This is a genomic window from Chitinimonas viridis, assembly GCF_030409555.1.
Classification (GTDB): Bacteria; Pseudomonadota; Gammaproteobacteria; order Burkholderiales; family Chitinimonadaceae; genus Chitinimonas; species Chitinimonas viridis.
In genome coordinates this window covers 517967-538913 of record NZ_JAUFPU010000008.1, presented here as the reverse complement: position 1 = coordinate 538913, position 20947 = coordinate 517967, and the positions used below count along the sequence as shown (strand labels likewise).

General features: G+C 60.8%; 21 protein-coding genes and 1 tRNA gene. 8 read left to right on the top strand and 14 right to left on the bottom strand.

The window, feature by feature from the left end:
* Positions 1 to 316: 316 nt before the first annotated feature.
* The 4 genes from QWZ03_RS11225 to rsmI form a co-directional block, all read right to left on the bottom strand.
* Positions 317 to 1099: a helix-turn-helix transcriptional regulator gene (locus QWZ03_RS11225; RefSeq protein WP_290332788.1), complete on the bottom strand. Its 783-nt coding sequence runs from the start codon at positions 1097 to 1099 to the stop codon at positions 317 to 319.
* 193 nt (positions 1100 to 1292) lie between these two features.
* Positions 1293 to 2558: a tyrosine-type recombinase/integrase gene (locus tag QWZ03_RS11220; RefSeq protein WP_290332787.1), complete on the bottom strand. Its 1266-nt coding sequence runs from the start codon at positions 2556 to 2558 to the stop codon at positions 1293 to 1295.
* 165 nt (positions 2559 to 2723) lie between these two features.
* Positions 2724 to 2807: transfer RNA gene (locus QWZ03_RS11215), tRNA-Leu, on the bottom strand.
* Positions 2808 to 2849: 42 nt separating this feature from the next.
* Positions 2850 to 3776: a 16S rRNA (cytidine(1402)-2'-O)-methyltransferase gene (gene rsmI / locus QWZ03_RS11210; RefSeq protein ID WP_308447551.1), complete on the bottom strand. Its 927-nt coding sequence runs from the start codon at positions 3774 to 3776 to the stop codon at positions 2850 to 2852.
* Positions 3777 to 3854: 78 nt separating this feature from the next.
* Here rsmI and QWZ03_RS11205 point away from each other — a divergent pair, with 78 nt between their 5' ends.
* From QWZ03_RS11205 to QWZ03_RS11190, 4 genes are read left to right on the top strand one after another with little or no spacing between them, the layout of a single operon-like run.
* Entirely contained in the window at positions 3855 to 5003 is a 1149-nt protein-coding gene (locus tag QWZ03_RS11205; protein ID WP_290332786.1) for a penicillin-binding protein activator, read from the top strand.
* Positions 5003 to 5359: a YraN family protein gene (locus QWZ03_RS11200; RefSeq protein WP_290332785.1), complete on the top strand. Its 357-nt coding sequence runs from the start codon at positions 5003 to 5005 to the stop codon at positions 5357 to 5359. The genes QWZ03_RS11205 and QWZ03_RS11200 overlap by 1 nt, the downstream gene beginning before the upstream one ends.
* A 33-nt stretch (positions 5360 to 5392) precedes the next feature.
* Positions 5393 to 5983, top strand: a complete 591-nt coding sequence (locus QWZ03_RS11195; protein WP_284196409.1) for a phosphoheptose isomerase — start codon at positions 5393 to 5395, stop codon at positions 5981 to 5983.
* A 5-nt stretch (positions 5984 to 5988) separates the two neighbouring features.
* Positions 5989 to 6561: a BON domain-containing protein gene (locus QWZ03_RS11190; protein ID WP_284196410.1), complete on the top strand. Its 573-nt coding sequence runs from the start codon at positions 5989 to 5991 to the stop codon at positions 6559 to 6561.
* A 185-nt stretch (positions 6562 to 6746) separates the two neighbouring features.
* Here the strand turns inward: QWZ03_RS11190 and ybiB are convergent, their stop codons facing one another.
* Positions 6747 to 7733, bottom strand: a complete 987-nt coding sequence (ybiB, locus tag QWZ03_RS11185) for a DNA-binding protein YbiB (protein ID WP_290332784.1) — start codon at positions 7731 to 7733, stop codon at positions 6747 to 6749.
* Positions 7734 to 7884: 151 nt separating this feature from the next.
* Positions 7885 to 8397: a Crp/Fnr family transcriptional regulator gene (locus QWZ03_RS11180; protein WP_290332783.1), complete on the bottom strand. Its 513-nt coding sequence runs from the start codon at positions 8395 to 8397 to the stop codon at positions 7885 to 7887.
* Between the two features lie 127 nt (positions 8398 to 8524).
* Here QWZ03_RS11180 and QWZ03_RS11175 point away from each other — a divergent pair, with 127 nt between their 5' ends.
* The gene (locus tag QWZ03_RS11175) at positions 8525 to 9301 is read left to right on the top strand and encodes a TatD family hydrolase (protein WP_290332782.1); all 777 of its coding nucleotides are present in this window, start codon (positions 8525 to 8527) and stop codon (positions 9299 to 9301) included.
* A 35-nt stretch (positions 9302 to 9336) separates the two neighbouring features.
* Complete coding sequence (locus tag QWZ03_RS11170) at positions 9337 to 10119, top strand: substrate-binding periplasmic protein (protein WP_290332781.1); 783 nt, start codon at positions 9337 to 9339, stop codon at positions 10117 to 10119.
* 133 nt (positions 10120 to 10252) lie between these two features.
* Here QWZ03_RS11170 and QWZ03_RS11165 read toward each other — a convergent pair whose 3' ends face one another.
* From QWZ03_RS11165 to QWZ03_RS11145, 5 genes are all read right to left on the bottom strand, one after another.
* A complete protein-coding gene (locus QWZ03_RS11165) occupies positions 10253 to 11020 on the bottom strand; it encodes a HesA/MoeB/ThiF family protein (protein ID WP_290332780.1) in 768 nt (255 codons plus the stop codon).
* Between the two features lie 45 nt (positions 11021 to 11065).
* On the bottom strand, positions 11066 to 12133 hold the full coding sequence (locus tag QWZ03_RS11160) for a DUF418 domain-containing protein (RefSeq protein ID WP_290332779.1): 1068 nt from the start codon (positions 12131 to 12133) through the stop codon (positions 11066 to 11068).
* Positions 12126 to 12746, bottom strand: coding sequence for a TetR/AcrR family transcriptional regulator (locus QWZ03_RS11155; protein WP_290332777.1), 621 nt, complete (start codon positions 12744 to 12746; stop codon positions 12126 to 12128). Before QWZ03_RS11155 ends, QWZ03_RS11160 begins: the two co-directional genes overlap by 8 nt.
* A 123-nt stretch (positions 12747 to 12869) precedes the next feature.
* Positions 12870 to 14090 (bottom strand): exonuclease/endonuclease/phosphatase family protein, encoded by a 1221-nt coding sequence (locus tag QWZ03_RS11150; RefSeq protein WP_290332776.1) that lies wholly within the window; start codon positions 14088 to 14090, stop codon positions 12870 to 12872.
* A 95-nt stretch (positions 14091 to 14185) separates the two neighbouring features.
* Positions 14186 to 14689 (bottom strand): GAF domain-containing protein, encoded by a 504-nt coding sequence (locus tag QWZ03_RS11145; RefSeq protein ID WP_290332775.1) that lies wholly within the window; start codon positions 14687 to 14689, stop codon positions 14186 to 14188.
* A 383-nt stretch (positions 14690 to 15072) separates the two neighbouring features.
* Here QWZ03_RS11145 and QWZ03_RS11140 point away from each other — a divergent pair, with 383 nt between their 5' ends.
* The gene (locus tag QWZ03_RS11140) at positions 15073 to 16713 is read left to right on the top strand and encodes a porin (RefSeq protein WP_290332774.1); all 1641 of its coding nucleotides are present in this window, start codon (positions 15073 to 15075) and stop codon (positions 16711 to 16713) included.
* A gap of 728 nt (positions 16714 to 17441) precedes the next feature.
* Positions 17442 to 18638, top strand: a complete 1197-nt coding sequence (gene mltA, locus QWZ03_RS11135; protein ID WP_290332773.1) for a murein transglycosylase A — start codon at positions 17442 to 17444, stop codon at positions 18636 to 18638.
* 189 nt (positions 18639 to 18827) lie between these two features.
* On the opposite strand, the gene QWZ03_RS11130 is transcribed toward mltA, so the two are convergent.
* From QWZ03_RS11130 to QWZ03_RS11120, 3 genes are read right to left on the bottom strand one after another with little or no spacing between them, the layout of a single operon-like run.
* Positions 18828 to 19763 carry a MerR family transcriptional regulator gene (locus QWZ03_RS11130; protein ID WP_290332772.1) on the bottom strand — a complete coding sequence of 312 codons (936 nt, stop codon included), beginning with the start codon at positions 19761 to 19763 and terminating at the stop codon, positions 18828 to 18830.
* Entirely contained in the window at positions 19760 to 20176 is a 417-nt protein-coding gene (locus QWZ03_RS11125) for a nuclear transport factor 2 family protein (RefSeq protein ID WP_290332771.1), read from the bottom strand. Before QWZ03_RS11125 ends, QWZ03_RS11130 begins: the two co-directional genes overlap by 4 nt.
* The gene (locus QWZ03_RS11120) at positions 20173 to 20940 is read right to left on the bottom strand and encodes an SDR family NAD(P)-dependent oxidoreductase (protein ID WP_290332770.1); all 768 of its coding nucleotides are present in this window, start codon (positions 20938 to 20940) and stop codon (positions 20173 to 20175) included. Before QWZ03_RS11120 ends, QWZ03_RS11125 begins: the two co-directional genes overlap by 4 nt.
* Positions 20941 to 20947: the final 7 nt, after the last annotated feature.

Below are 20947 nucleotides of genomic sequence, written 5' to 3'. Positions count from 1 at the left end.
AAGGGCTGTATTATATACACAAGAAACTCTAAGTGTCTATAAAATAAGGGATTTTACGAAAATCCACCTAGCATCAATCTCCTCCGGGCCAACCGAGCGGCCGAACCTAGAGACTCCTTGCCCATACGGGCTGGTTTGTGGAGACGGATGACCATGTGGCAGTCGCCTGAAGGGTAGCAATCAGTTTGGCCATTCCTTCGTGGGCAATGCCTAGTTTCCAGAAGCGTTGGCTTAGGTGATCATCCGGGATGCGACAATTTCAGATAGCCAATGCCGGGACGGCTAATTTGCAGATCCACTTGCGTGCTATTGGGATCTAGTCTCCGGCACGTCCCTTTTCTTTCTTCGATAGCATCAATGGCTCTGGCGCTAGTAACATGCCTACTCTGGCCGCTTTTGTAGCCTGTTCTTCCGCATTGGAAATGCCAGCCAGATCGTAAAAAACGCTAGGCCAGTCGCCGCTAACATCACAGAATCGGCACCAAGAAAGGAAATCTAGAGGCATAACTTGCTTGGGGGCCTGCTCCTCTTTGTCCTCCCAGTACTCTTCCCAGTCCATCCACAAGCTACGTGCCTCGCGGAATCTTGGACTGTTCACGTGTAAGGGCTTGTTGTCCAGACCCACACCGCCTTCTGGTATGGTTTCGCATCCCAGCGATGCCTTGATGCCGGAAACGAGGAGTACACCCATGGCAGGTGTCCATTCAGGAAGCTTCAGATAGCTTGCAAGCTGACGACTCTGCTGTACGCCGTCTAGTATCAAGTCACCCAGTTGGGCTGTGCTATTGGCACTACTGGCGACCGCCCTAACGGTATCTGCCTGCTTGCCGATGTTATTACGCCTTGTTTTCTTGGAAGCCTGCCTAGTCGCTTGGCCGACAGCGCGACTAGCATCCGCGCATTGACTGATCCAAGCACTTACCTCTTCTTCATACCAAGCGACAGCACTCCCGCCCAATGAGAACTGCTTCGGAAAACTGGGGTCATGGCGCGGTGACTTCTCGTCCAGCCGATCATAGATCGCGGAGCGTGAGAGGCCAGTACGCTGCATGAGCTCCGGTAGGCGTATCAAAGGTCTGGGCTTTGCTGGTTCTGCCATCGTGCTCCCCCTGTATTCTCAATCTGTGCGGTGGCTTCAGATACCTTAGATTAGACGATGGTGCCGATCAGCATGAACGCCAGCAGGTGACAAAAAAGAAACCGTGGTTAAGGGGCCTACAGACTGCTGTCTGTAGGCCAGGGCGACACCAAGGTATCAGAGTATTGAGTAGGTTTGCCGCTGCCAAGCCGCGCTACGCTTTCCCTGCTTCGGCCAAGTCATGCGGTGAAACAAACAGTAGTCGATTTGCATCCAGCCAGTCTGCCCACCATTGCACCATCCGCCTACGTTGCGTCAGAAACTCAGCCTTATGTATGTAGGCTGCCCGAACCCCATTTCGCTCTTTGTGGCTCATCTGACGTTCGATGGCATCTTCACTCCAGAGGCCTGATTCAAGCAATGCGCTGCAGGCCATGGCCCGGAAGCCGTGCCCGCATACATCTTTCTTGGTGTCGTATCCCATGCGGCGTAGTGCGGTGTTCACGGTATTCTCACTCATGGGTTTGAATACATCGTGATCTCCCGCAAACACCAGATCAAATCGCCCAGTCAGCCTATGTATCTCATCTAGGACTGCCAAGGTTTGGCGGGATAGCGGGACGATGTGGGGCTCTCGCATCTTGGCGCCGCGATGGGAGTGCTTGACACCTTTGATGACTTCACGGCTAGCGGGAATGATCCACGTAGCCCTTGCCAGGTCGATCTCATCCCAGCGCATAAAGCGGAATTCGCTCGATCGGACAAAGGTCAACAGCGCAAACCTGAGGGCTAGTTTGGTTAACGGGCGTCCTTGATCTGCCTCGACGCGCTGAAGCAACTCGGGGATACGCTCCAACGGTAGTGCCGGACGGTGGACTGTCTTACGGACGGCCAAGGCGCCGGTCATGTCTCTGGCTGGATTGGTATCAATCAGGTCCGTCTGGACGGCGTAGCGCATGATGCCGTCGATGTGCTGACGTACGCGTGATGCTAGGTCCAGCGCCCCTCTCTCTTCGATCTTGCGCAAGGGCGCCAATAGATCTCGCGTTTTCAGTTCAGCGACAGGTCGAGCACCAAGGTGCGGGAAGAGTTCAACCTCTAGGCGCTGCAGAATACGCGCAGCATGGTCTACAGACCACTTGCCGGAACTGCGTTGATGCCACTCCCGCGCTACGCTCTCAAAGCTGTACTCAGTGGCTTGAATCGCTGCTGCTTTGCGATCCTTACGATCCTGGCTGGGGTCAATACCTGTACCAATCAATTGGCGTGCTTCGTCCCGTCTCTTGCGTGCTTCGCTGAGTGAGGTCTCAGGATAAACTCCAAGGGAGAGAAGTTTCTCCTTGCCAGCAATTCGGTACTTCAATCGCCAGTAGCGTGAGCCGTTTGGGTTAAGGAGCAGAAATAGTCCCTGACCATCTGCCAGCTTGATGGGCTTCTCACCTGGTACGGCCGCCCGAATTTGTCTGTCTGACAGAGCCATTTGGGGGTATCTTCAAAATCGAATCAAGACCTACCCCTAAAGCTACCCCCCTCTTACCGTAGGATTCAATAGGAATCCGTCGGACGGCGTAGGAAACAAAAAAACCCGCAACGCCAAGAGCGGTGCGGGTTTTTTTGTCCCCTAAGACTAGTTAGGAAGAGTATTTGGTGCCCGGGGTCGGACTCGAACCGACACGCCTCGCGGCGGGGGATTTTGAGTCCCCTGCGTCTACCATTTCACCACCCGGGCAGGTCATGAAGGCGCGGATTATGGCCGAGCCGGGCGCTGCGGTCAATCACCCTTTAGCTGCAAGGCCCGCTCGTACAGCGCGTTGCGATTGCCGCCGGTAATCTCGGCTGCCAGCTTCACCGCCTGCTTCATGGGCAACTCCCGCACCAGGGGTGCCAGCACGCTATCAAAGCTGGCGGCATCGTCTGCAGCCTGCTCAGGTGCAGCCTCCACCAACACCACCAGCTCACCGCGCTGCTGGTTGCTGTCTGCCGCCACCCAGCTTGCCAGTTCCGCCAATGGGGCGCGACGCAGGGTCTCGAAGGTCTTGGTGAGCTCACGGCACACCACGGCTACCCTGTCTGGGCCAAATACCTCGGCCATGTCGACCAGGCTTTCGGCGATACGGTGCGGTGCCTCAAAAAAGGCGATGGTGTGCGGCAAGGCCTTGAGGGTCTCGAATTCCTTACGGCGCGCACCTGATTTGGGCTCGGGGAAACCATGGAACTGGAACCGAGGCGATTGCATGCCAGCACCGGCCAACGCAGCCAGCAGGGCCGATGCGCCAGGTATGGGCACAACCTTGTAGCCAGCGGCATGCACGGCAGCCACCAGGCGGGCGCCGGGGTCGCTGACGGCGGGCGTGCCGGCGTCCGATACCTGGGCCACGGCCTGGCCCTCTGCCAGCCGGGCGATCAATTTCTCGGCGGCTTCGCGTTCATTATGTTCACGCAGCGACATCATGCGGGTATCGATGCCAAAGTGTTTCAACAGTTGCCCGGTCACCCGGGTGTCCTCGGCGGCGATCAGATCGGCACTGGCCAAAATGGCCTGCGCGCGCGGCGTTAGATCACGCAAGTTCCCGATGGGCGTAGCCACCACATATAATGCGGGACGATCTATCGGATACGGCTCCTCATGCACGGTATTGCTCACCTTGAAGTGAATAGCGCCCCAGTGGCGCTGCCTGCCACCCTTGCTATGTTGCAAGAGACCAGGCGGGATGAAAAACGCCCGCTAGGCTCGGGCAGCCACGGGCACAGGCTGCCCAGCCTGTATAGGCTGATAATGGCGACAGCGGCACTACTCTACCTTGCCACCCCGGCCCCTGCCAGCGCCGAGGAGCCTGCGCCTGCCCCGCCGGTAGCCGAGGCCGATGCACCCGGCCCCCATATTGCGCTGATATTGCCAACAGATTCAAAGCAGTTGGCGGCACCTGCCGATATTGTCCGGCAGGGTGTGATGGCGGCAGAAGCCCGTCTGGGCGATGACAACACCCCCAAGGTCAGGCTCTATCCCACCGGCGCGGGTGACGAGGAAGGCATACTGGCCTACCGCCAGGCGGCCATTCGGGGGGCCGTGGGTGTCATCGGCCCGCTTACCCGTGGCGCCATTGCCAAGCTGGCAGCCTTTGGCAAGCTGGATGTGCCGGTACTGGCACTCAACACCCTGGACGAGACGATTACCCCGCCGACCAATCTGTTTGCGCTGGGCTTATCCATTGAGGCGGAAACCCGCCAGATCGCCCGCAATATGCAGCGCGACGGCCGCAAGATGCCGGTGCTGATCGAGACGGAAGGCCTGCTGGCCAAGCGCATGCGCGAGGCGTTTACCGCCGAATGGCAGCTGCTTACCGGCAAGGCGCCCGATGTGATTGCCCTGGGTACGGACAAGGATGCGGTCTGGAAGCTCAAGGAAACCGTGGCAGCCCTGCGGGCCGACGCCCTGTTCATGGCGGCAGACCAAAAGAAAGCTCGCCTGATTCGCCCCTATATCGGAACAGAGCGCCCCATCTATGCCACCTCGCAGGTATGGAGCGGCAAGTTTGGCAAGCAGGCCGGCGCCAATGTCGATCTGCTGGGCGTGAAATTTGTGGACATGCCCTGGCTGCTGGAACCCTACCAGCCCGATGTGCTGGCTTACAAGCAGGCCGACAAGCCACTGGGCCCCGATATGCAGCGCCTGTATGCGCTGGGGATAGATGCCTACCGGCTCAGCCTGCTGCTGCTGGTTTCGGCCCCGGGTGCCGCCATCGAGGTGCAGGGTGTCAGCGGTGTGCTCAAGCTCTCGGCCAACCGCCAGTTCAGCCGCGAGCTGATGAGTGGCGAAGTAGGCGGCCAGCCGCGCACCCCTGCCCCACCCAAGCTGGAAGTACCACCCGAACCAGCCCCTTCGGCTGAAGAGGGCATCACGGCCACGACCCAGCCAGCAGAATAATGGCCGCGCCCACGCCGGCCCAGCACAAAGGCGCCGCCGCCGAAGCGCTGGCGGCGAACTTCCTGGCCGCTCGGCGGGTCAGCATCGTGGCGCGCAACTGGCGCTGCCGCATGGGCGAGATCGATTTGATCTGCCACGACGGCAGTACCCTGGTGTTTGTCGAGGTGCGCAGCCGTGCCAGCGGCCGTTTCGGCTCGGCGGCCGACAGCATCACTGCCCGCAAGCAGGCCCGGCTGGTGGCTGCTGCCCAGCACTATCTCGCCACCCTCAAGCGCGTTCCGCCCTGCCGCTTCGACGCCATACTGATCGATGGCGAAGCTGAGCCCCAATGGCTCAAGCACATCATCGAGCTCTAACCCCCGCAATACCGTAGCGAAAGATTCCCCGATATGGATTTGATAGACCGCGTCAACCAGCACTTCCTCGACAGCATCGCCACGCTGGAAGACGCTCGTGAGCTGCTCTCGGCCCCTGTGGCTGTAGCCGCCGAGCGCATGGTGGCGGCACTGATGGCCGATCACAAGATTCTGGCCTGCGGCAACGGTGGCTCGGCTGCCGACGCCCAGCACTTTGCGGCCGAAATGGTGGGCCGCTTCGAGAAGGAGCGCCCCGGTCTGGCTGCTTTCTCGCTCACCACCGATACCTCGGCCATCACCGCCATCGCCAATGATTACGATTACGACCTGGTGTTCTCCAAGCAGGTGCGCGCACTGGGCCAACCGGGCGATGTGCTGCTGGCCATCACCACCTCGGGTAATTCGGTCAATGTGATAGAAGCAGTGCACGCCGCGCACGAGCGGCAAATGACGGTGATTGCGCTGACTGGCAAGGATGGTGGCAAGATGACCGAACTGATGACCGGCGACGATATCCAACTCAACGTCCCCAGCATGCGTACTGCACGCGTGCAGGAAGTCCACGCCCTGCTGATCCACAGCCTGTGCGATGCCATAGACTGCATACTGCTAGACGGAGAATAAGCCCCATGACCAAGCGACTGACCGCCCTGACGATAGCCCTGCTGGCCACCAGCCAGCTGACCGCATGTTTCCCGCTGGTGGTAGCGGGCGCCGCCACCGGCGTGGCTGTCTCGCAGGATCGCCGCCCCACCTCGGTCATCTGGAACGACCAGCAGATACAAGGCCGGATTGCTGATCGCATCGCGGCCAAGTTCGGCACGCTCAGTCACGTCAACATCACCAGCTACAACCGCAGCGTGCTGTTGACCGGCGAAGTACCCGACGACACCACCCGCGCCGAGGTGGAAAAAATGGCCCGCGAGACCCAGGACGTCAAACAGGTCTACAACGAGATCGCCGTGATGCTGCCATCCAGCATCACCTCCCGTGGCTCGGATACCGCGCTGACCACCAAGGTCAAGGCTCGCATGATGGATGCCAAGCGCTTCTCGCCCATGCACGTCAAGGTCATCAGCGAGCGCAAGCAGGTGTTCCTGATGGGTTCGGTCAAGCAGCAGGAAGCCCGCGACGCAGCCGACATCGCCAGCCAGACTGCCGGGGTGGAGAAGGTTGTCACCCTGTTCGAGTACATCGATTAAGCGCCGCTAACCAAGCCCTTCTTGGGCTGATGTGCAAGCTCGCAGTACCCGCATACGGCTTGCAGCGCGCGCCTAGGCTTACGCACCACCAGAAACGCTCGCTGGCTATTGTTGGCAGCGCCAAGGTAGGCACCCGGGCTCCCGGGTGCTGCCGCAGCACCGATTCAGCCTATGCCACCCAGCCCTCAGGCTACGCGCCGCCGCTGCGCCAGCACGCCAACCTCCACCGCGGCTATGGCCTTGGCCTGATTCATATCGTCGACATATCCTATGCCATAAAGGCAGCAGGCCAGTTGATTCACAATGGGTGTGGGCACTGGCACGTCGCCCGCCAGCACGGCCTGTATCCAGCGCGCCGTTGCAGCGGCATCCAGGCTGGCAGGCAGCATGCCGGTGGGGCTGAACGAGCCATTTTCAGCGCGGAACAGTACTTCCTGCTCACCATCGCGCAGCAGGTCTATCTCAGGTCGGTGACGCGGGTCGGCAAAGGGCTCACCCTCTGTGCCCATCAGCACCAGGGCACGACGCCGGCGGCCCAGGCAGATCAGCCGAAAGCGTTCCAGCCGGTCAGCATGGGTGGCGCCTATCACGGTCAGCGCCCGTGCATCGTCAAATGGTTGCAACAACTTGGCCGCCTGATGCCCCAGGTGCCTTACGCCCAGGCGGGCGCGAAGGGCCAGGAGACCAGCCAGCCCCGGCGCCAGCGCCCCAACAGGCAAGAACACCAGTCCTTCGCGGGCCAACACCTCATCAGCACGCGCCAGGTTCGCCACTGGCATGATGCCCAGCTCACGCAACACATAGGCAGTAGCTACCCGGCCGTGGCCATCCAGTTCGCCGTGCAGCAGCACCGGTATTTCAAACCGTCGCAGCAGCAAGGCCAGCAGCGGGGTCAGGTTGGGAAAGCCGCGTGCACCACCATAAGTGGGCAGTACCACGGCCGGCTTCTCTACCCCCGTCAGCTTAGCCGTACGCGCCGCCAGGGCTTCGGCTGCGCCATCCAGCTCATCGATATGCTCGCCCTTTAGGCGCAGGGCCATCAGCAAGGCACCCAGCTCAAAATCGGGTATGCCGCCATCCAGCATGGCCGCAAACAGGCTGCGTGCTTCATCCTGATTCAGATCGCGCGGGTCGCTGCTTGTCATGGCCTTCAGCAGCCGGGTGTAGCTCATGCCTTGTCTCCTTATTGTGGATGGCAGCAACTACACAGCAATGGCCGTGCCATCTGAATAAGGCGGTTTTTGGGGAATGCCAGGGAGATTTGGCGCTGCCAAGGTGCATGGCCAGCCCGCTTACGCACCAGTACCGCACAGCGAACAGGCGCTAAGGTAGATAATCGACCAGCAGGCCGCTGGTGCGCCGTAGGCGTTGAGACAGCAAGCGGCCCAGGCGGCGCAGTATCTTGAGCGCAATGACGGGCCGCTCAACACACAAGCGGTCAAATGCCTCGCGAGACAACAGGGCAATCTGGGTATCCACCGGCGCCATCACCGTGGCCGAGCGCGGCTCCCCATCCAGTATGGCCATCTCGCCAAACACCTTGCCGGCCGACATGCTGTACAGCGGTTTGCCCGAGGCCTCATCGTTGCGCTTGGTCACGATCAAGCGGCCATCCAGCACCATGCCCATATAGCCGGCGGCTTCGCCCTCTTTGAACAGCACCGTACCTGCCGGCAGGGCAAAGGCTTTGAGCTGGGTGGCAAGATGGCCGATTTCGGCGCCATCCAACTCAGTCAGCGCCTCGCTCACATCAAGCTTGGCGCGCAGGCTGGGGGTGTTGAGCAGGTCGAAAGCATCCAGTTTCAGGGCTTTCAGGCTGGTATCGGCTTGTGACATGGTCGTTAGGTAAAGCGCTATAAGGTCGTTTCATTCTAGGCCCGACCAAGCCTGCGCCGCCATCAATACCCGTGCCTACTTTCACCGTCCGCTGCCCAAGGCCAGCCAGCCGCGCTACAGTAGCGGCATGCTCGATCTTATCGATACCCATTGCCACCTGGATGCCCCCGAGTTCGACGCTGACCGCGACGCCGTGGTGGCGCGGGCGCGTGATGGTGGCGTGCATACGCTGGTAGTGCCCGCCATCTCGCTGGATACCATCCCCGCCACACTCGCCATGCGGCAGCGCTATGGCTGCCCGGTTGCACTGGGCTTTCATCCCATCTACGAGCGCAGCCACCGGGATGCTCATCTGCCTGCGCTACAAGCCTTGATCGAAGCCGAGCGTCCAGTCGCCGTGGGCGAGATAGGCCTGGACTTTTTTGTACCGGGCCTGGATGCTAACCGCCAGACCGAGCTGTTTGCCGCCCAGCTCAAGCTGGCCCGCGACTTCGACTTGCCGGTGCTGCTGCATATACGTAAATCGCAGGATCAGGTTCTGAAGCAGTTACGGCGCTTTGGCATACGGCGCGGCATAGCGCATGCCTTCAACGGCAGCCCGCAACAGGCTGATGCCTATATAGCGCAGGGCATGAAACTGGGCTTTGGCGGCAACCTTACCTTCGAGCGCGCCCTCAATATCCGCCGGCTGGCTACCTCCCTGCCATTGGACAGCATCGTGCTGGAGACCGACGCCCCCGATATCTCGCCCGAGTGGGCCTATCAGCAACGCAATGAACCCGCCTACTTGCCGCGCATAGCCGGCCTGTTGGCCGAACTGCGGGGCATGGACCCCGCCAGCCTGGCCCAGGCCACCAGCAAAAATGCACGAGCGGTACTCGACCTGCCAGCTATGAAAGATTAGGCTAATATATAAATTCAAACATCTTAGAGAACGCCATGCCACTCTCACGCCTGCTGCTGCCTATCGTGTGCTGCCTGACCCTGTCTGGCGCCTCGGCGGCCGAGGCGACCTGGCGTTTCTGCCACGAGGATAACGAAACCTACCCGTGGATCATGAAAGACCGTGAAGGCCTCTACGCCACCATGGCCAAACTGGCAGCCAAGCGTGCCGATGCCCGTATCGAACTGGTGTGGCTACCCTGGAAGCGCTGCCTGGCCGACGTCAAAAACGGCATCATGGATGGGGTGGTGGGCGCAGGTTTTCTACAGGAGCGTTGCGAGATCGGCGTGTACCCAGGCGAGCCTTGCAAGCCTGACACAGCCCAGAGACTGTATATCGACCGCTTTCCGCTCTACCGCAACCGCGCCAGCACGCTAGGCTGGGACGGCCAGAAGGTGATCGGCCAGCGCAAGCCTATTGCCGTGCAGCCGGGCTTTGTCGCAGCTCGCATGCTTAAGCAGATGGGTGCTCAGGTAGACGAGACCGACAAGGAACCCTACCAGATACTGCGCAAGGTATCTGCCGGCATGGTCGATGGCGCGATACTGCAGGCACCTGTAGCCGACCCCCTGCTCAAGGAGGTTGCTGATTTCGGCGCCACCATCGAGCGGCTGCCCATCTCATTCCAGGAATACCCCACGTATCTGGTGGTATCGCACCAGCGCTACAAGGCCGATCCCAAGCGCGTCAAAGCCATCTGGCAGGCCTTTGTGCAGGCGCGCGACTCCAACGAATACCAGGCCGCCAAGGCCAGCTTGAATTACAACGAGGCCGACTGACCATCGTGCCGGCTCGGGGCGCGCAGCCGGTACAACCGGTCGGCGAGTTTGTTTAGATTCGCCAGCGCCTCGTACCCATACCCCATTGCGCGACTACCGCCTGCGCTTGACGTTAAATCGTAGCGCGGCTTGGCTAACCGCACGAAACATTGCAGACCGGGCACGCACTATCGCGCTTGAAGCGTAAGGTACGCCAGTTGTGGTTGCGCAAATCCAGCGTCACCAGCTTGCCGAGCGGGATATCGGGCATGCCTATCAACAGCTTCAGCGCCTCGGCCGCCTGCATGGCGCCAATAATGCCGACCAAGGGAGCAAATACGCCGAATGTGGCACACGGACCATCGCTGGCCTCGCCTTCCTCAGGGAACAGGCAGCGGTAGCAGGGACTATCCGCCACGCGCGTATCAAACACCGCAAACTGCCCATCAAAACGCACCGCCGCCCCTGACACCAAGGGCTTGCCTTGCGCCACACAAGCCCGGTTGACCGCGTGGCGGGTAGGGAAGTTGTCAGAGCAATCCAGCACCACATCAGCCCTGGCCACGGCTTCCATCAGGGCCTCGCCAGCCAGCCGCTGGGCCATGGGCTCTACCCGTACCTGGGGGTTGATGCCGGCCAGCGTCTGGCGGGCAGAATCCACCTTGCTCAGGCCCAGGCTGTCCTGGCGATGCACGATCTGCCGCTGCAGATTGGTCAGTTCCACCGTGTCCGCATCGGCCAGCATCAAATGGCCTACCCCGGCAGAAGCCAGATAGAGCGCGGCAGGCGAGCCCAGCCCACCCACCCCGATAATCAAGGCGGTGGCATCCGCCAACTTGCGCTGGCCCTCGATACCCACCTCATCCAGCAGGATATGGCGGCTGTAGCGCAGCAGTTCGTCATCAGAAAAATCGTGAGGCATAGCGTGCTCTGGCCAGCGGATAGTCGATACCGCAATCATACGCCGCTAGCCTGCCACCTTGCGCATCAGCATCTCCATGGGTCCACGCTCAAACCAGCGCGACCATAGATTGGCATAGAGTACGGCGCCAGTGCAGAACAGCAAGGATGCCAGCAGCACCAACTGCGGCGACTGGCTACCCAGCATGCCCAGGGCCTCCAGAGCGCCCATGCCCAACAGGATATGTGCGATATACAGGGTCAGCGTTTGTCTGCCAGCACGCGTGAACACGGCCAGGCAGTGGCGCGACATACCCGGCCGCCGCGCCAACTGCTGCCCCAGCCACAGGCACGCCCCCAGCACCAAACAAGCTGCCCCGCCACCGGCCAGCATATACAGCGGCACAGGGGGTATTGGTGCCGTACCTAGTAAGCCATACAAGCCTGGATGCGCCGCCAGTAGGGTACGCAAACCGACTGATAGTCCATGGGCCAGCAACATGGCCAGCGCACCACAGATCATCAATCGACGTTGTGTGGCCGCGTCGCCCAGTTGCAGGCGCCCCAGCCGTATGCCCAGCACGAAGAAGGCCAGCCAAGGCAGCAAGGGATGCCAGCCATTGAACAGCAGGTTGCGGGCAAACCCAGGAAAGCTCCAGAAGTCGGCATAGCCCAAGGTAGTCCAATCCCAGCCCTTGCCATAATCCAGCAGGCAGACCAGCACCACAAACCCCGCTACCAGCAGGCCAATCAGGATATGCAGGCTACGGTTGCGCCAGCCCAGGCAGCATACGCCCAGGGCAAAGTAGCAGGCGTAGTAATGCAGGATATCGGCCACGAACACACTGTAGTTAAGCAGCCCTAGCACCAGCAGGAAGGCAGCCCGACGCCAGGTGGCCCGGCGCAGTGTGTCAAACGCACCGCGTGCGGCGGCAACGCTCAGGCCCACTCCGGCCAAGGTGACAAAGGTGGCCGATGCACGCCCTTCCAGCAGGTCAAACCAGTGACTCCAGCCCTGATCTGCTACCGGGCCCATCATGGCCAGCCTGAAATTCACCAGCAGCATGCCGGCAAATGCCAGGAAGCGCGCCAGATCCAAGCCTTCCAGGCGTACTGACTCAGATCTATCACGCATGCCGGCTCCTTACTCCCAACAGCGCCTGCACGGTGCGCAACACCGTTTCCACCGTGGCAGGCGCGGCTGTGGCTGGCAGCAGCACCGTACGAAAAGCCGCACCCTCTATGATATCCAGCACTGCCTCGGCAGCCTCCGCCGCCTGCCAGATACCAGGCGCACTGCCCGTATCGGCGGCACGCTGCAGCACATGCGCCAGGGCGGCGGCCAGATAGCGGCGGTTTTCGGCAAAGTGCTGCGCCACCGGAGGATTACGCACGGCCTCGGCCATGACCTCTATGGTCAGCACCACGGTCTCTTGCTGCATGCTATTGGCAAGGTAACGCCGTACAAATACGTCCAGTGCGGCAATAGCGTCGGGCTCTGTTCTCAAGCCTTCGATCAACAGTTGCAACTCGGCGGCTTCCAGCGCCGCAATCTCAATGATCAAGGCCTCCTTGCCGCTGAAGTGGTTATACAGATTGCCCAGGCTGACCCCGGCTGCCATGGCGATGTCGCGCATGCTGGTCTGGTGAAAGCCCTGCTGGATAAAGCAGGTCAGTGCAGCGTCCAATATGTGCAAACGCCGTAGTTCGGTCTTGTCCGAGCGCGGCAGTTTTTGTTTTGTACTCATGCTTGATGGCCCCCTCATCAAATTATGAACGAACATTCGTTCATTTATCAAGTACGCTTGCGTCGCTAAAAACGGGGCCGGTGCCCGCTCAAGTCAGCGCAGGTACCGGCCCAGGGTTGATTGTCAGTCCAGGCTTACATAGCGGGCACAGTGATCGGACGGCGCCACCACAGAAGGATCACGCACTGCCAGAGGCTTGCCATCCAGTGTAAAGCCCATAGGCCGAACAATGCGCTCGCCATCGCCCAGGTCGGCCGCCAGTGCGCCGCTGATGACCACATGGTCTATGCCCTTGGTGTAACCACAGTGCCAACTACCCGCCACCAGCCCGTCGCCACCTTCACCCTCTTTGCGCAGGTGATCCAGCACCACGACGGTGCTGCCCTCAGGCTGGTTGTCGTTCCACTCCGGCAGCATGGCCGAGACAACCGCATTTTCACGCGCGCCAAACTGCGCCAGCGGCTTGGTGCCGTAGCTATCCCGCTCCCGCAACAGGCTACGGTTGAAGTCGCCCATCACCACAAAGCGCTTGCCCGCACGCTGGTCTATCCACTGTTCCAGCAAGGTGGTCTGCTCTGCAAGGGCGCTGCACGCCTGGTTTGGCGTTTGCCCGCGGGTCTGATCCATGGGCTGCGACCGGCAACCGGCCTTGAGGTGCACCAGCAGGAAACCCGTAGCCTTACCATTGAGCTTGGCGCTAAAAGTCAGGCCTGGCCGCAGCGGCCGCTCACCTTCAAGGGTCAATTCCAGCAACGGCTTGATCGATGCCACATCCAGCTTGATGCCGGCCGGTTTCCATGCCACCCCTATCTGCTGCGGCATGGCAGGCACGCCGGGCATGTCCGCCGTGGTCCGAACCTTCCAGCCCTCAGGCAGGATGGCTTGCACGGCAGCATCGTTGCTGACTTCCTGCAGCGCTACCAAGGTCACGCCGGCCTTGTCCAGTGCCGCAAATCCCTCGCGCAGGCCTTGCAGCTTGCGCTCGTACTGCTTCCAGTCCGCCAGGTCGGGCGCTACCCGGCAGGAAGAGGCCTGCTGGTTGGGACGCTGGTAGTACACCTCGCCCAGTTCCGCCTTGCACTTGGCTTCGCGGCCATATTCCAGGCCATTGTGTACATCGCAGTACGGCAGCCCCTGCAAGGATGCGGGCATGGCTTTACCCTCCTGTTCCAGCTCTCTGGCTGTACGCCATTGCACGCTGTTGCAGGCGGCAACCCAGCGGCTATGGCTGGCCTGATCCAGCAACCAGGCCAGGTTCCAGGTGGCAATACCCGCAGCCTGTGCGGGAGACAACAACAAGGCAGCCAGCAGGCCACCACCAAGGCGAGTGAGATTCTTTTGCATTAGCGAGGAAAACAGCGAGGTTAAGCAAGGCCGGCAGCACCGGCAAAACAAACGCCGCCCAGAGGCGGCGTAGCCAACAACAGGGGCGGAGCCTATCAGCCCAGCTTTTTAAGCGCCAGACTCACCATGGCCACCACCTGCTTGAGATACTGCACATCGGTCTGTGTCCATTCCTTGATCTCCACCGTCTGCTCGCAGCAGACGATGCCGATCTGGCTGCCATCCATCTCAATACCTACATCCAGTAGCGAATAGATATTCAAGGGCTCAAAATAGCCCTCGTTGAAGCAACTGGTTGCAGCATGCTGGCGTGCATCGCCAGCGACTATCATGCGCATATCGCGCATGGTCTCAAAATATGGCGCATAGTCGTCCTCGCTCAGGACCATGCCGTTGCTCCACTGGTTGTCGCTGGCGTCATACAGGCTCTCGCAGATGATCTTGTCCTGCAAAGCGCCATCATAGAACCAGAAACTACCACGGCTGCAGCCCACCTCCTGCACCACCACGCGCGCCAGCATCTGGAAGAACTTAGCTCTATCCAGCTTGCCTTCATTCAGCAACGTGTACAGGTTCTTGAGCAGATTGGTATCGTGCATTGCCACCCCCGTGCATTAGCCTGCATTCTTTATAGCCCGCCCAGCGCAAAAATGCGAAAGGCCCGCGCCAGGCTGGCCTCGCGTATATCCACCCCCTCCTCGCCCAAGTCCGAGGCAGCCCCAGGCTGACGTGCTGCTTCATCAGGCGTAACCCCAGGCATCCGCACAGATACCGCTTGCGGGTGGAGGCAAGGCACTGCAGCAGACGGACAACTTCACAGAACAGCTATTTCTTTTTGATTCAATGCACTACAAAAGAGTATTGCAGCGCTTTAGCAACAATATGACAAGCAGCTTGCTGAGCAAGCGCTCGGCTTGAGACAATCGAGAGTAAATATTCAAACTACCCTCAGTCTACTCTGATGAATTACGTGGAGAACACCATGCAACGCAGTCTGCTTGCACTCGCCCTTGCCAGCGCTTTTGCCGCTTCGGCACAAGCGGCAGAACCCGTTACCGTCTATGGCAAGATGACGCTAGGCGTCGAAAGCATTGCGGCAACCGGCGCCACCCTGGCCAACCAGAATATCGAGCGCCGCATGCGGGTTACCGACGGTGCCTCCACCCTTGGCTTCCGTGGCAGTGAGGAGATCAATGACGATCTGACCGCCTACTTCCAGATCGAAACCCAGATCAAGCCCGATGACGGCTGCGGCTTCGGTGGCTGCTCCACCGTGGGCAAGATCACCGCCCTGGGACCACAAGACAACCGCTATGCCGCGATCACGTCACCGCATACCGGTACGTCGCGCTTTGCCAACCGCCCGTCCTTTGTCGGTTTGCGGGGCTCCTGGGGCCAAATCCAGATGGGCCGGATGGACATGTACTACGAAAAGCATGTGCCGAACGAACTGCACCTGCTGCGTACTGGCCTCAACACCACCGCCCTGGCCGTACTGGGTAGCAACCAGCTGTCGCTGGCCGTAGGCGCCAACGATACCGTGGTGGCCCAGCGTACTTTCAGCACCACCCTGGCCCCTATCGTCGATGCTGCCATCGGCAAAAGCACGCCGGTCAACGCCACCATTGCCGCAACACTGGGCAATGGCATAGGCGCAGCCTATGCACAGGGCCTGACCCCGGCGCAAATCCTGGCTCAGGCTGGCGGTGGTGTTCAAGCACTGCTGAGCAACCCGCAGATCGCCAGCGCCCTGATTGCTTCCGGCGTCAACCCAGTTCAAGCCGGCGCTTCGCTGCAGGCCGCACTGGGCACGGCCGCGACCCAGGTATTTACCCCAGGTAGCGCACTCAACACCCAGGTGTTGAATCAAGCCCGTGCCTACACCGTGCAGAACGGCTTTTACTTCGTCGGCCACCGCTACAACAACGTGGTGCAGTACCGCAGCCCAGCCATGAACGGCCTGACCGTGCTGGGTGCCGTCCACACGCGTGAAAACAAGGACGAACTGGGTGTCGAGTACGCACTGGACAAGACCCTGACCAATTCGGCCGCCCAGCGCAAGCTCAACTCCTGGGGCGCAGAGCTGACCTTCCACTACATGAACAAGGGCGTTTTCGCCAGCTTGTCCATGATGCGCGACAACGACCCGTACTCCATGGGTGGCGCTCTCGATAGTGCGTACGGCATCAAGGCCGCCTACGGCATGTACTTCAGCCCAGAAACGCGCGCCGGTTTGGTGTTCGAGCGCCAGGTCAACAAATACAACGGCGCGCTGGGTTATGGCGACAATGTACGCGACGCCTGGGTACTGTCCGGTAGCCATAAGGTCACCCCCAAGATCGAGCTGATCGCCACCTACGCCCAGGCCCTGGATGCCGAAATGCACGGTGCCAAGCAGGCCAACTCGGGTGCCCGCTACGCCCAGCTGACCGGTATCGTGACACTGAGCCCCCGCACCAATCTGTTCGCCACAGCAGCCAAGGTCGCCAACGAAAGCGAAGCGGCCTACAACTTCTATGTTAGCGGTGCGGCTCACCCCAATGGTGATATCCAGAGCGCGCAGTACACCTCCCGCGGTGCCGATCCGACCAGCTTCCAGGTCGGCATCAACCACAACTTCTAAAGAGCCTGTCATCAACTCAAGTCTTGGATAGTTGATGACGTACTGCGCTGGCGCCAGGGCAACCCTGGCGCTAGACGTCAATGCATCCTGAATCAGTAGGCTCTTCCCTGATTGATTCCACTCCCCCCGCCCTCGCCGCCGCGAGGGAGCCTCGAAGGTGCTCGTTGTCGAGCCTGTTATTGATTCAAGTCTTGGATAGTTGATGACGTACTGCGCTGGCGCCAGGGCAACCCTGGCGCTAGACGTCAATGCATCCTGAATCAGTAGGCTCTTCCCTGATTGATTCCACTCCCCCCGCCCTCGCCGCAGCGAGGGAGCCTCGAGGGTGCTCGTTGTCGAGCCTGTTATTGATTCAAGTCTTGGATAGTTGATGACGTACTGCGCTGGCGCCTGGGCAACCCTGGCGCTAGACGCCAATGCAGCCTGAATCAGTAGGCTCTTCCCTGATTGATTCCACTCCCCCGCCCTCGCCGCCGCGACGAAAGTCCACGTTGCACGGTGCGTGGAGGGAGCCTCGCGGGCACTTGTTAGTTGTCTTGAATTGGCTTCAGAGCCGATGAACCTCAGCTTTCAACGAAAACAGCAAACAGGGTGCCTCGGCACCCTGTTTTCATTGCCGTGCCACAGCACGCCCGCACCAATCTTGCGTGCCGGTTAGTGGCGCTTAAGTACCCTATAACCCGGCCAGTTGCGGTAAGCTCAAACCCCTGTCCAGAACGCGACTCGCCATGCGCCGCCTCCTTACTGTTTCCTGCCTGATAGCCTTGCTGGCTGGCTGTGCCACCCAAGCGCCCGCACCAACCGTCACCGCCACACCGACCAAGTCTGTCGACTGCCAGTGCCCCGAGGCTACCAGCAAGCCCGCGCCCATCATCGCCCGCTATCAGCCTGCAGATTGGTCCGTTTTGCCCGGCTGGCCTGGCGACAGATTGCTGGAGAACTGGCCCGCCTGGCTCAATTCCTGCAAGCGGCTGGCCAACCGTACCGGCTGGAAAGAAATCTGCAGCGAGGCACAGACCCTCAATCCGCGTGATGATGCAACGGTACGGAGTTTCTATGAGCGGCACTTCCAGCCGTGGCGAGTGGAAAGCAGTGACGGTAGCCAGAGCGGCCTGATCACCGGTTACTACGAACCCCTGCTGGCGGGTAGCAGGCAAGCCAAGCCGGGCAGCGCCCCCATCCATGGCGTACCCGATGATCTCCTGACCATAGACATGGGCGAACTCTATCCCGAGCTGAAGGGCATGCGCCTGCGTGGCCGGCTGGATGGCCGCAAGGTCGTACCCTATTGGAGCCGTAGTGATATCGATGCCGGCAAGGCACCGACAGCCGGCCTGGCATTGGCCTGGGCAGATGATCCCATTGAAGCCTTCTTCCTGCAGATACAAGGCTCCGGCCGTATCAAACTGGAGGATGGCAGCATCATACGGGTGGGCTATGCCGATCAGAACGGACATCCCTATAAGTCGATAGGCCGCTGGCTGATAGACCAGGGAGAACTGAAATCGCACGAGGCTTCCATGCAGGGCATTCAAGCCTGGGCAAGGGCCAACCCGCTACGATTGAAGGAATTGCTCGATACCAATCCCAGCTTCGTTTTCTTCCGCCTCCTGGCCAACGCAGATGGCGGCCCCATTGGTGCGCTGAACGTCCCACTGACGGACGGCGGCAGCGTGGCGGTAGACCCCAAGTTCGTCCCGCTGGGCAGCCCCATCTATCTCGCCACCACCTGGCCCAACGACAGCAAGCCGCTTGCCCGACTGATGCAAGCCCAGGACACCGGTGGCGCCATACGCGGCCCCATACGTGCAGACTTCTTCTGGGGTTATGGCCATGATGCCGGCCAACTGGCAGGACGCATGAAACAGCAGGGACAAGTGTGGCTGCTGTGGCCCAAGGCGCTGGCTTTACCCGCCGGGGGATAGAGCGCAAGGGGCTGAATGCCAGGCTCAAGCCCTCGCCTCAAACCAAGCCGCTAAGAGCGGCTACCCAAACCCAGCGTAGCGGTTCTGGCTAGGCATGCGAGCGATGGCGCGCGCAGCAGGCGCGCGCAGCTGACAGTACGTGGATACGGCAAGCTCGCACACCACGCCAGAAGGGTTTTGTTAGCCGCTCTACAGGGATCGTCCCGTACGCCACGCCTTGGCCACAGCACCTATCTGGTCCAGGCTGGCCACGATACGAATGCTGCTGGCCAGCCCGTCGTCTGGGCGCACACCACTGCCCCCTGCCCAAATCTGCATGCCATCAGGCAGCCGGCCAGCCAGGCTATTCAGCATCTGGCGTGCCGCCTGCTCACCATAGGCAGCACTGAAGGACAAGGCCACCACATCCACTTTGTGGGCAATGGCCGCAGCGGCTATATCTGCCAGCGGCAGTTCGGTGCCCATGGCCAGTATGGTGCACCCCTCCAGCCAGAGCATGACCTCCGCCATCAGCATACCAAGCTGATGCGGCTCATCCGGCATCGTGGTCACCAAGACGCGAGGTGCCTGCCCCATCGGATACAGTTGCAGCAGCGCCTGGCGCAGCATCATCTGTACTTGCTCGGTGTAGAGGTGTTCAGCATGGATGGCCAACTCTCCTCGCTGCCATGCCGCACCAACAGCCTGGTTGGCATGCTGCAGGCTGACCGTCACAAACCTGCGCAAGCCATGGTCTATCAGCTGCTGGCTCAACCAGCGCCGCATCCCGTTCACATCGTTCTGCTGCAGCAGGGCAACCAACTCATCCCCCGGCCCCACGGGCAGGGACGTAGCCACCGGCACCCCCTGCCGTGGCGAACCTGCCTGCAAGTCTCGCAAGGCCGCCAGCTGCATATTCATCAAGCGGCCGGGGCGGTATCCCCGGTCTATCAACAGGCGTATCAGCTTGAGCTTCTCCACCGTCTCGCGGCTGTAGACCCGATCACCACTCTCATCGCGGTCGGGCAAAGGGAAGCCATAGCGCCGCTCCCACATCCGCAGCAGCTCCTTGGATACCCTGGTTTCCTTTTCGACCGCCCCAATCGGCATCTGCAAGCCGCGCTCCTCTTGACCAGATGCACTCATGTTGCCAGCCTTCGCTTGATCATGCGCAACACCGCACCCAGCACCGGCACATGCTCATAGAGCTGCTCGGCGGCATCCCAATAGTCGTGGTGCAATACGATCAAGCCCTGGCTATCCAGCTCCAGCTGCGAGCCACCACGTATCACCATGGCACGCCCACGCAAGCCAAACTCGAAGCGCCAGACAACAAAGGCGCGTTCCGCTTCGACAATACTGCTCTCCACCACAAAGCGGGGTTGCGCAAGCGTGTCGAACATATGCTGGTAAATACGTTCGATGGCGGGCAGGCCCCGCACATCATTGAACGGATCCTTGAACCGAGCCAGGGGGGCGTAATAGTGAGCAATGCCGGTCAGGCTGGCTGGCGTCAGCGATTCAAACCAGCGGATGATCTCTTCAAAACGGGGCTTCATAGTCCGGTAACCTTGTGCAGCAAGGGAAAGCGCCAGCTATAGGGCAGCCTGCTAAGCCACCACAGCATGCTGGTGAAACGACGGGGAAAACGAATCTCGAAGCGTCCGGCCGCCATGCCCGCCAGCATGGCTTGGGCAGCCGCTTGTGGCGTCATCAACTCAGGCATGCTGAAATCGTTGGCACGGGTCATGGGGGTGGCGACAAAGCCAGGATTGACCAGGTAGATGGCCAAGCCACGGGGTGCCAGGTCAAAGTACAGCGTCTCGGCCAGATTGATCAGCGCCGCCTTGGTAGCGCCATAGACCGAAGCCTTGGGCAAACCGGTATAGCCCGACACACTGGCAACCAGCGCGACACCGCCACAGCCGTTGGCCAGCATGGCGGGCAGTACCAGCGTCAAGCCTCGATACACACTCAGCACATTGAGCTCAAAGCTACGCGTCGCGGCAGCGGCATCCAGCTCCCAGGCACGCTGCGGCTCATAGCGCGCCGCCAGGAACACCACTAGGTCCAGGCCACCAAAGGCTGCCTCCGCCTTGGCATGGGCTGCCGGCCACTCTGCCTCGGCGGCAGCGTCAAAAGCCACGACTGCCGCCAGCGCATGCGCACCCGCCACTCGCCGCAGTTCGCTCTCCCGCCTGGCAGACAAGACCACTTTGGCCCCTGCGGCCAGCAAGGCTTGGGCAAAGGCCTCCCCTATCCCGCTGGAGGCACCTACCAGCCACACCCGCTGCGTGCGCCAGTCCTGTATCGGTCGGTTCATGCTGGCC

Coding starts and splice junctions, on each gene's coding strand:
- QWZ03_RS11225 (WP_290332788.1), bottom strand. CDS start 1,099: ATGGCAGAACCAGCAAAGCCCAGACCTTTGATACGCCTACCGGAGCTC.
- QWZ03_RS11220 (WP_290332787.1), bottom strand. CDS start 2,558: ATGGCTCTGTCAGACAGACAAATTCGGGCGGCCGTACCAGGTGAGAAG.
- QWZ03_RS11205 (WP_290332786.1), top strand. CDS start 3,855: ATGGCGACAGCGGCACTACTCTACCTTGCCACCCCGGCCCCTGCCAGC.
- QWZ03_RS11200 (WP_290332785.1), top strand. CDS start 5,003: ATGGCCGCGCCCACGCCGGCCCAGCACAAAGGCGCCGCCGCCGAAGCG.
- QWZ03_RS11195 (WP_284196409.1), top strand. CDS start 5,393: ATGGATTTGATAGACCGCGTCAACCAGCACTTCCTCGACAGCATCGCC.
- QWZ03_RS11190 (WP_284196410.1), top strand. CDS start 5,989: ATGACCAAGCGACTGACCGCCCTGACGATAGCCCTGCTGGCCACCAGC.
- ybiB (WP_290332784.1), bottom strand. CDS start 7,733: ATGAGCTACACCCGGCTGCTGAAGGCCATGACAAGCAGCGACCCGCGC.
- QWZ03_RS11180 (WP_290332783.1), bottom strand. CDS start 8,397: ATGTCACAAGCCGATACCAGCCTGAAAGCCCTGAAACTGGATGCTTTC.
- QWZ03_RS11175 (WP_290332782.1), top strand. CDS start 8,525: ATGCTCGATCTTATCGATACCCATTGCCACCTGGATGCCCCCGAGTTC.
- QWZ03_RS11170 (WP_290332781.1), top strand. CDS start 9,337: ATGCCACTCTCACGCCTGCTGCTGCCTATCGTGTGCTGCCTGACCCTG.
- QWZ03_RS11165 (WP_290332780.1), bottom strand. CDS start 11,020: ATGCCTCACGATTTTTCTGATGACGAACTGCTGCGCTACAGCCGCCAT.
- QWZ03_RS11160 (WP_290332779.1), bottom strand. CDS start 12,133: ATGCGTGATAGATCTGAGTCAGTACGCCTGGAAGGCTTGGATCTGGCG.
- QWZ03_RS11155 (WP_290332777.1), bottom strand. CDS start 12,746: ATGAGTACAAAACAAAAACTGCCGCGCTCGGACAAGACCGAACTACGG.
- QWZ03_RS11150 (WP_290332776.1), bottom strand. CDS start 14,090: ATGCAAAAGAATCTCACTCGCCTTGGTGGTGGCCTGCTGGCTGCCTTG.
- QWZ03_RS11145 (WP_290332775.1), bottom strand. CDS start 14,689: ATGCACGATACCAATCTGCTCAAGAACCTGTACACGTTGCTGAATGAA.
- QWZ03_RS11140 (WP_290332774.1), top strand. CDS start 15,073: ATGCAACGCAGTCTGCTTGCACTCGCCCTTGCCAGCGCTTTTGCCGCT.
- mltA (WP_290332773.1), top strand. CDS start 17,442: ATGCGCCGCCTCCTTACTGTTTCCTGCCTGATAGCCTTGCTGGCTGGC.
- QWZ03_RS11130 (WP_290332772.1), bottom strand. CDS start 19,763: ATGAGTGCATCTGGTCAAGAGGAGCGCGGCTTGCAGATGCCGATTGGG.
- QWZ03_RS11125 (WP_290332771.1), bottom strand. CDS start 20,176: ATGAAGCCCCGTTTTGAAGAGATCATCCGCTGGTTTGAATCGCTGACG.
- QWZ03_RS11120 (WP_290332770.1), bottom strand. CDS start 20,940: ATGAACCGACCGATACAGGACTGGCGCACGCAGCGGGTGTGGCTGGTA.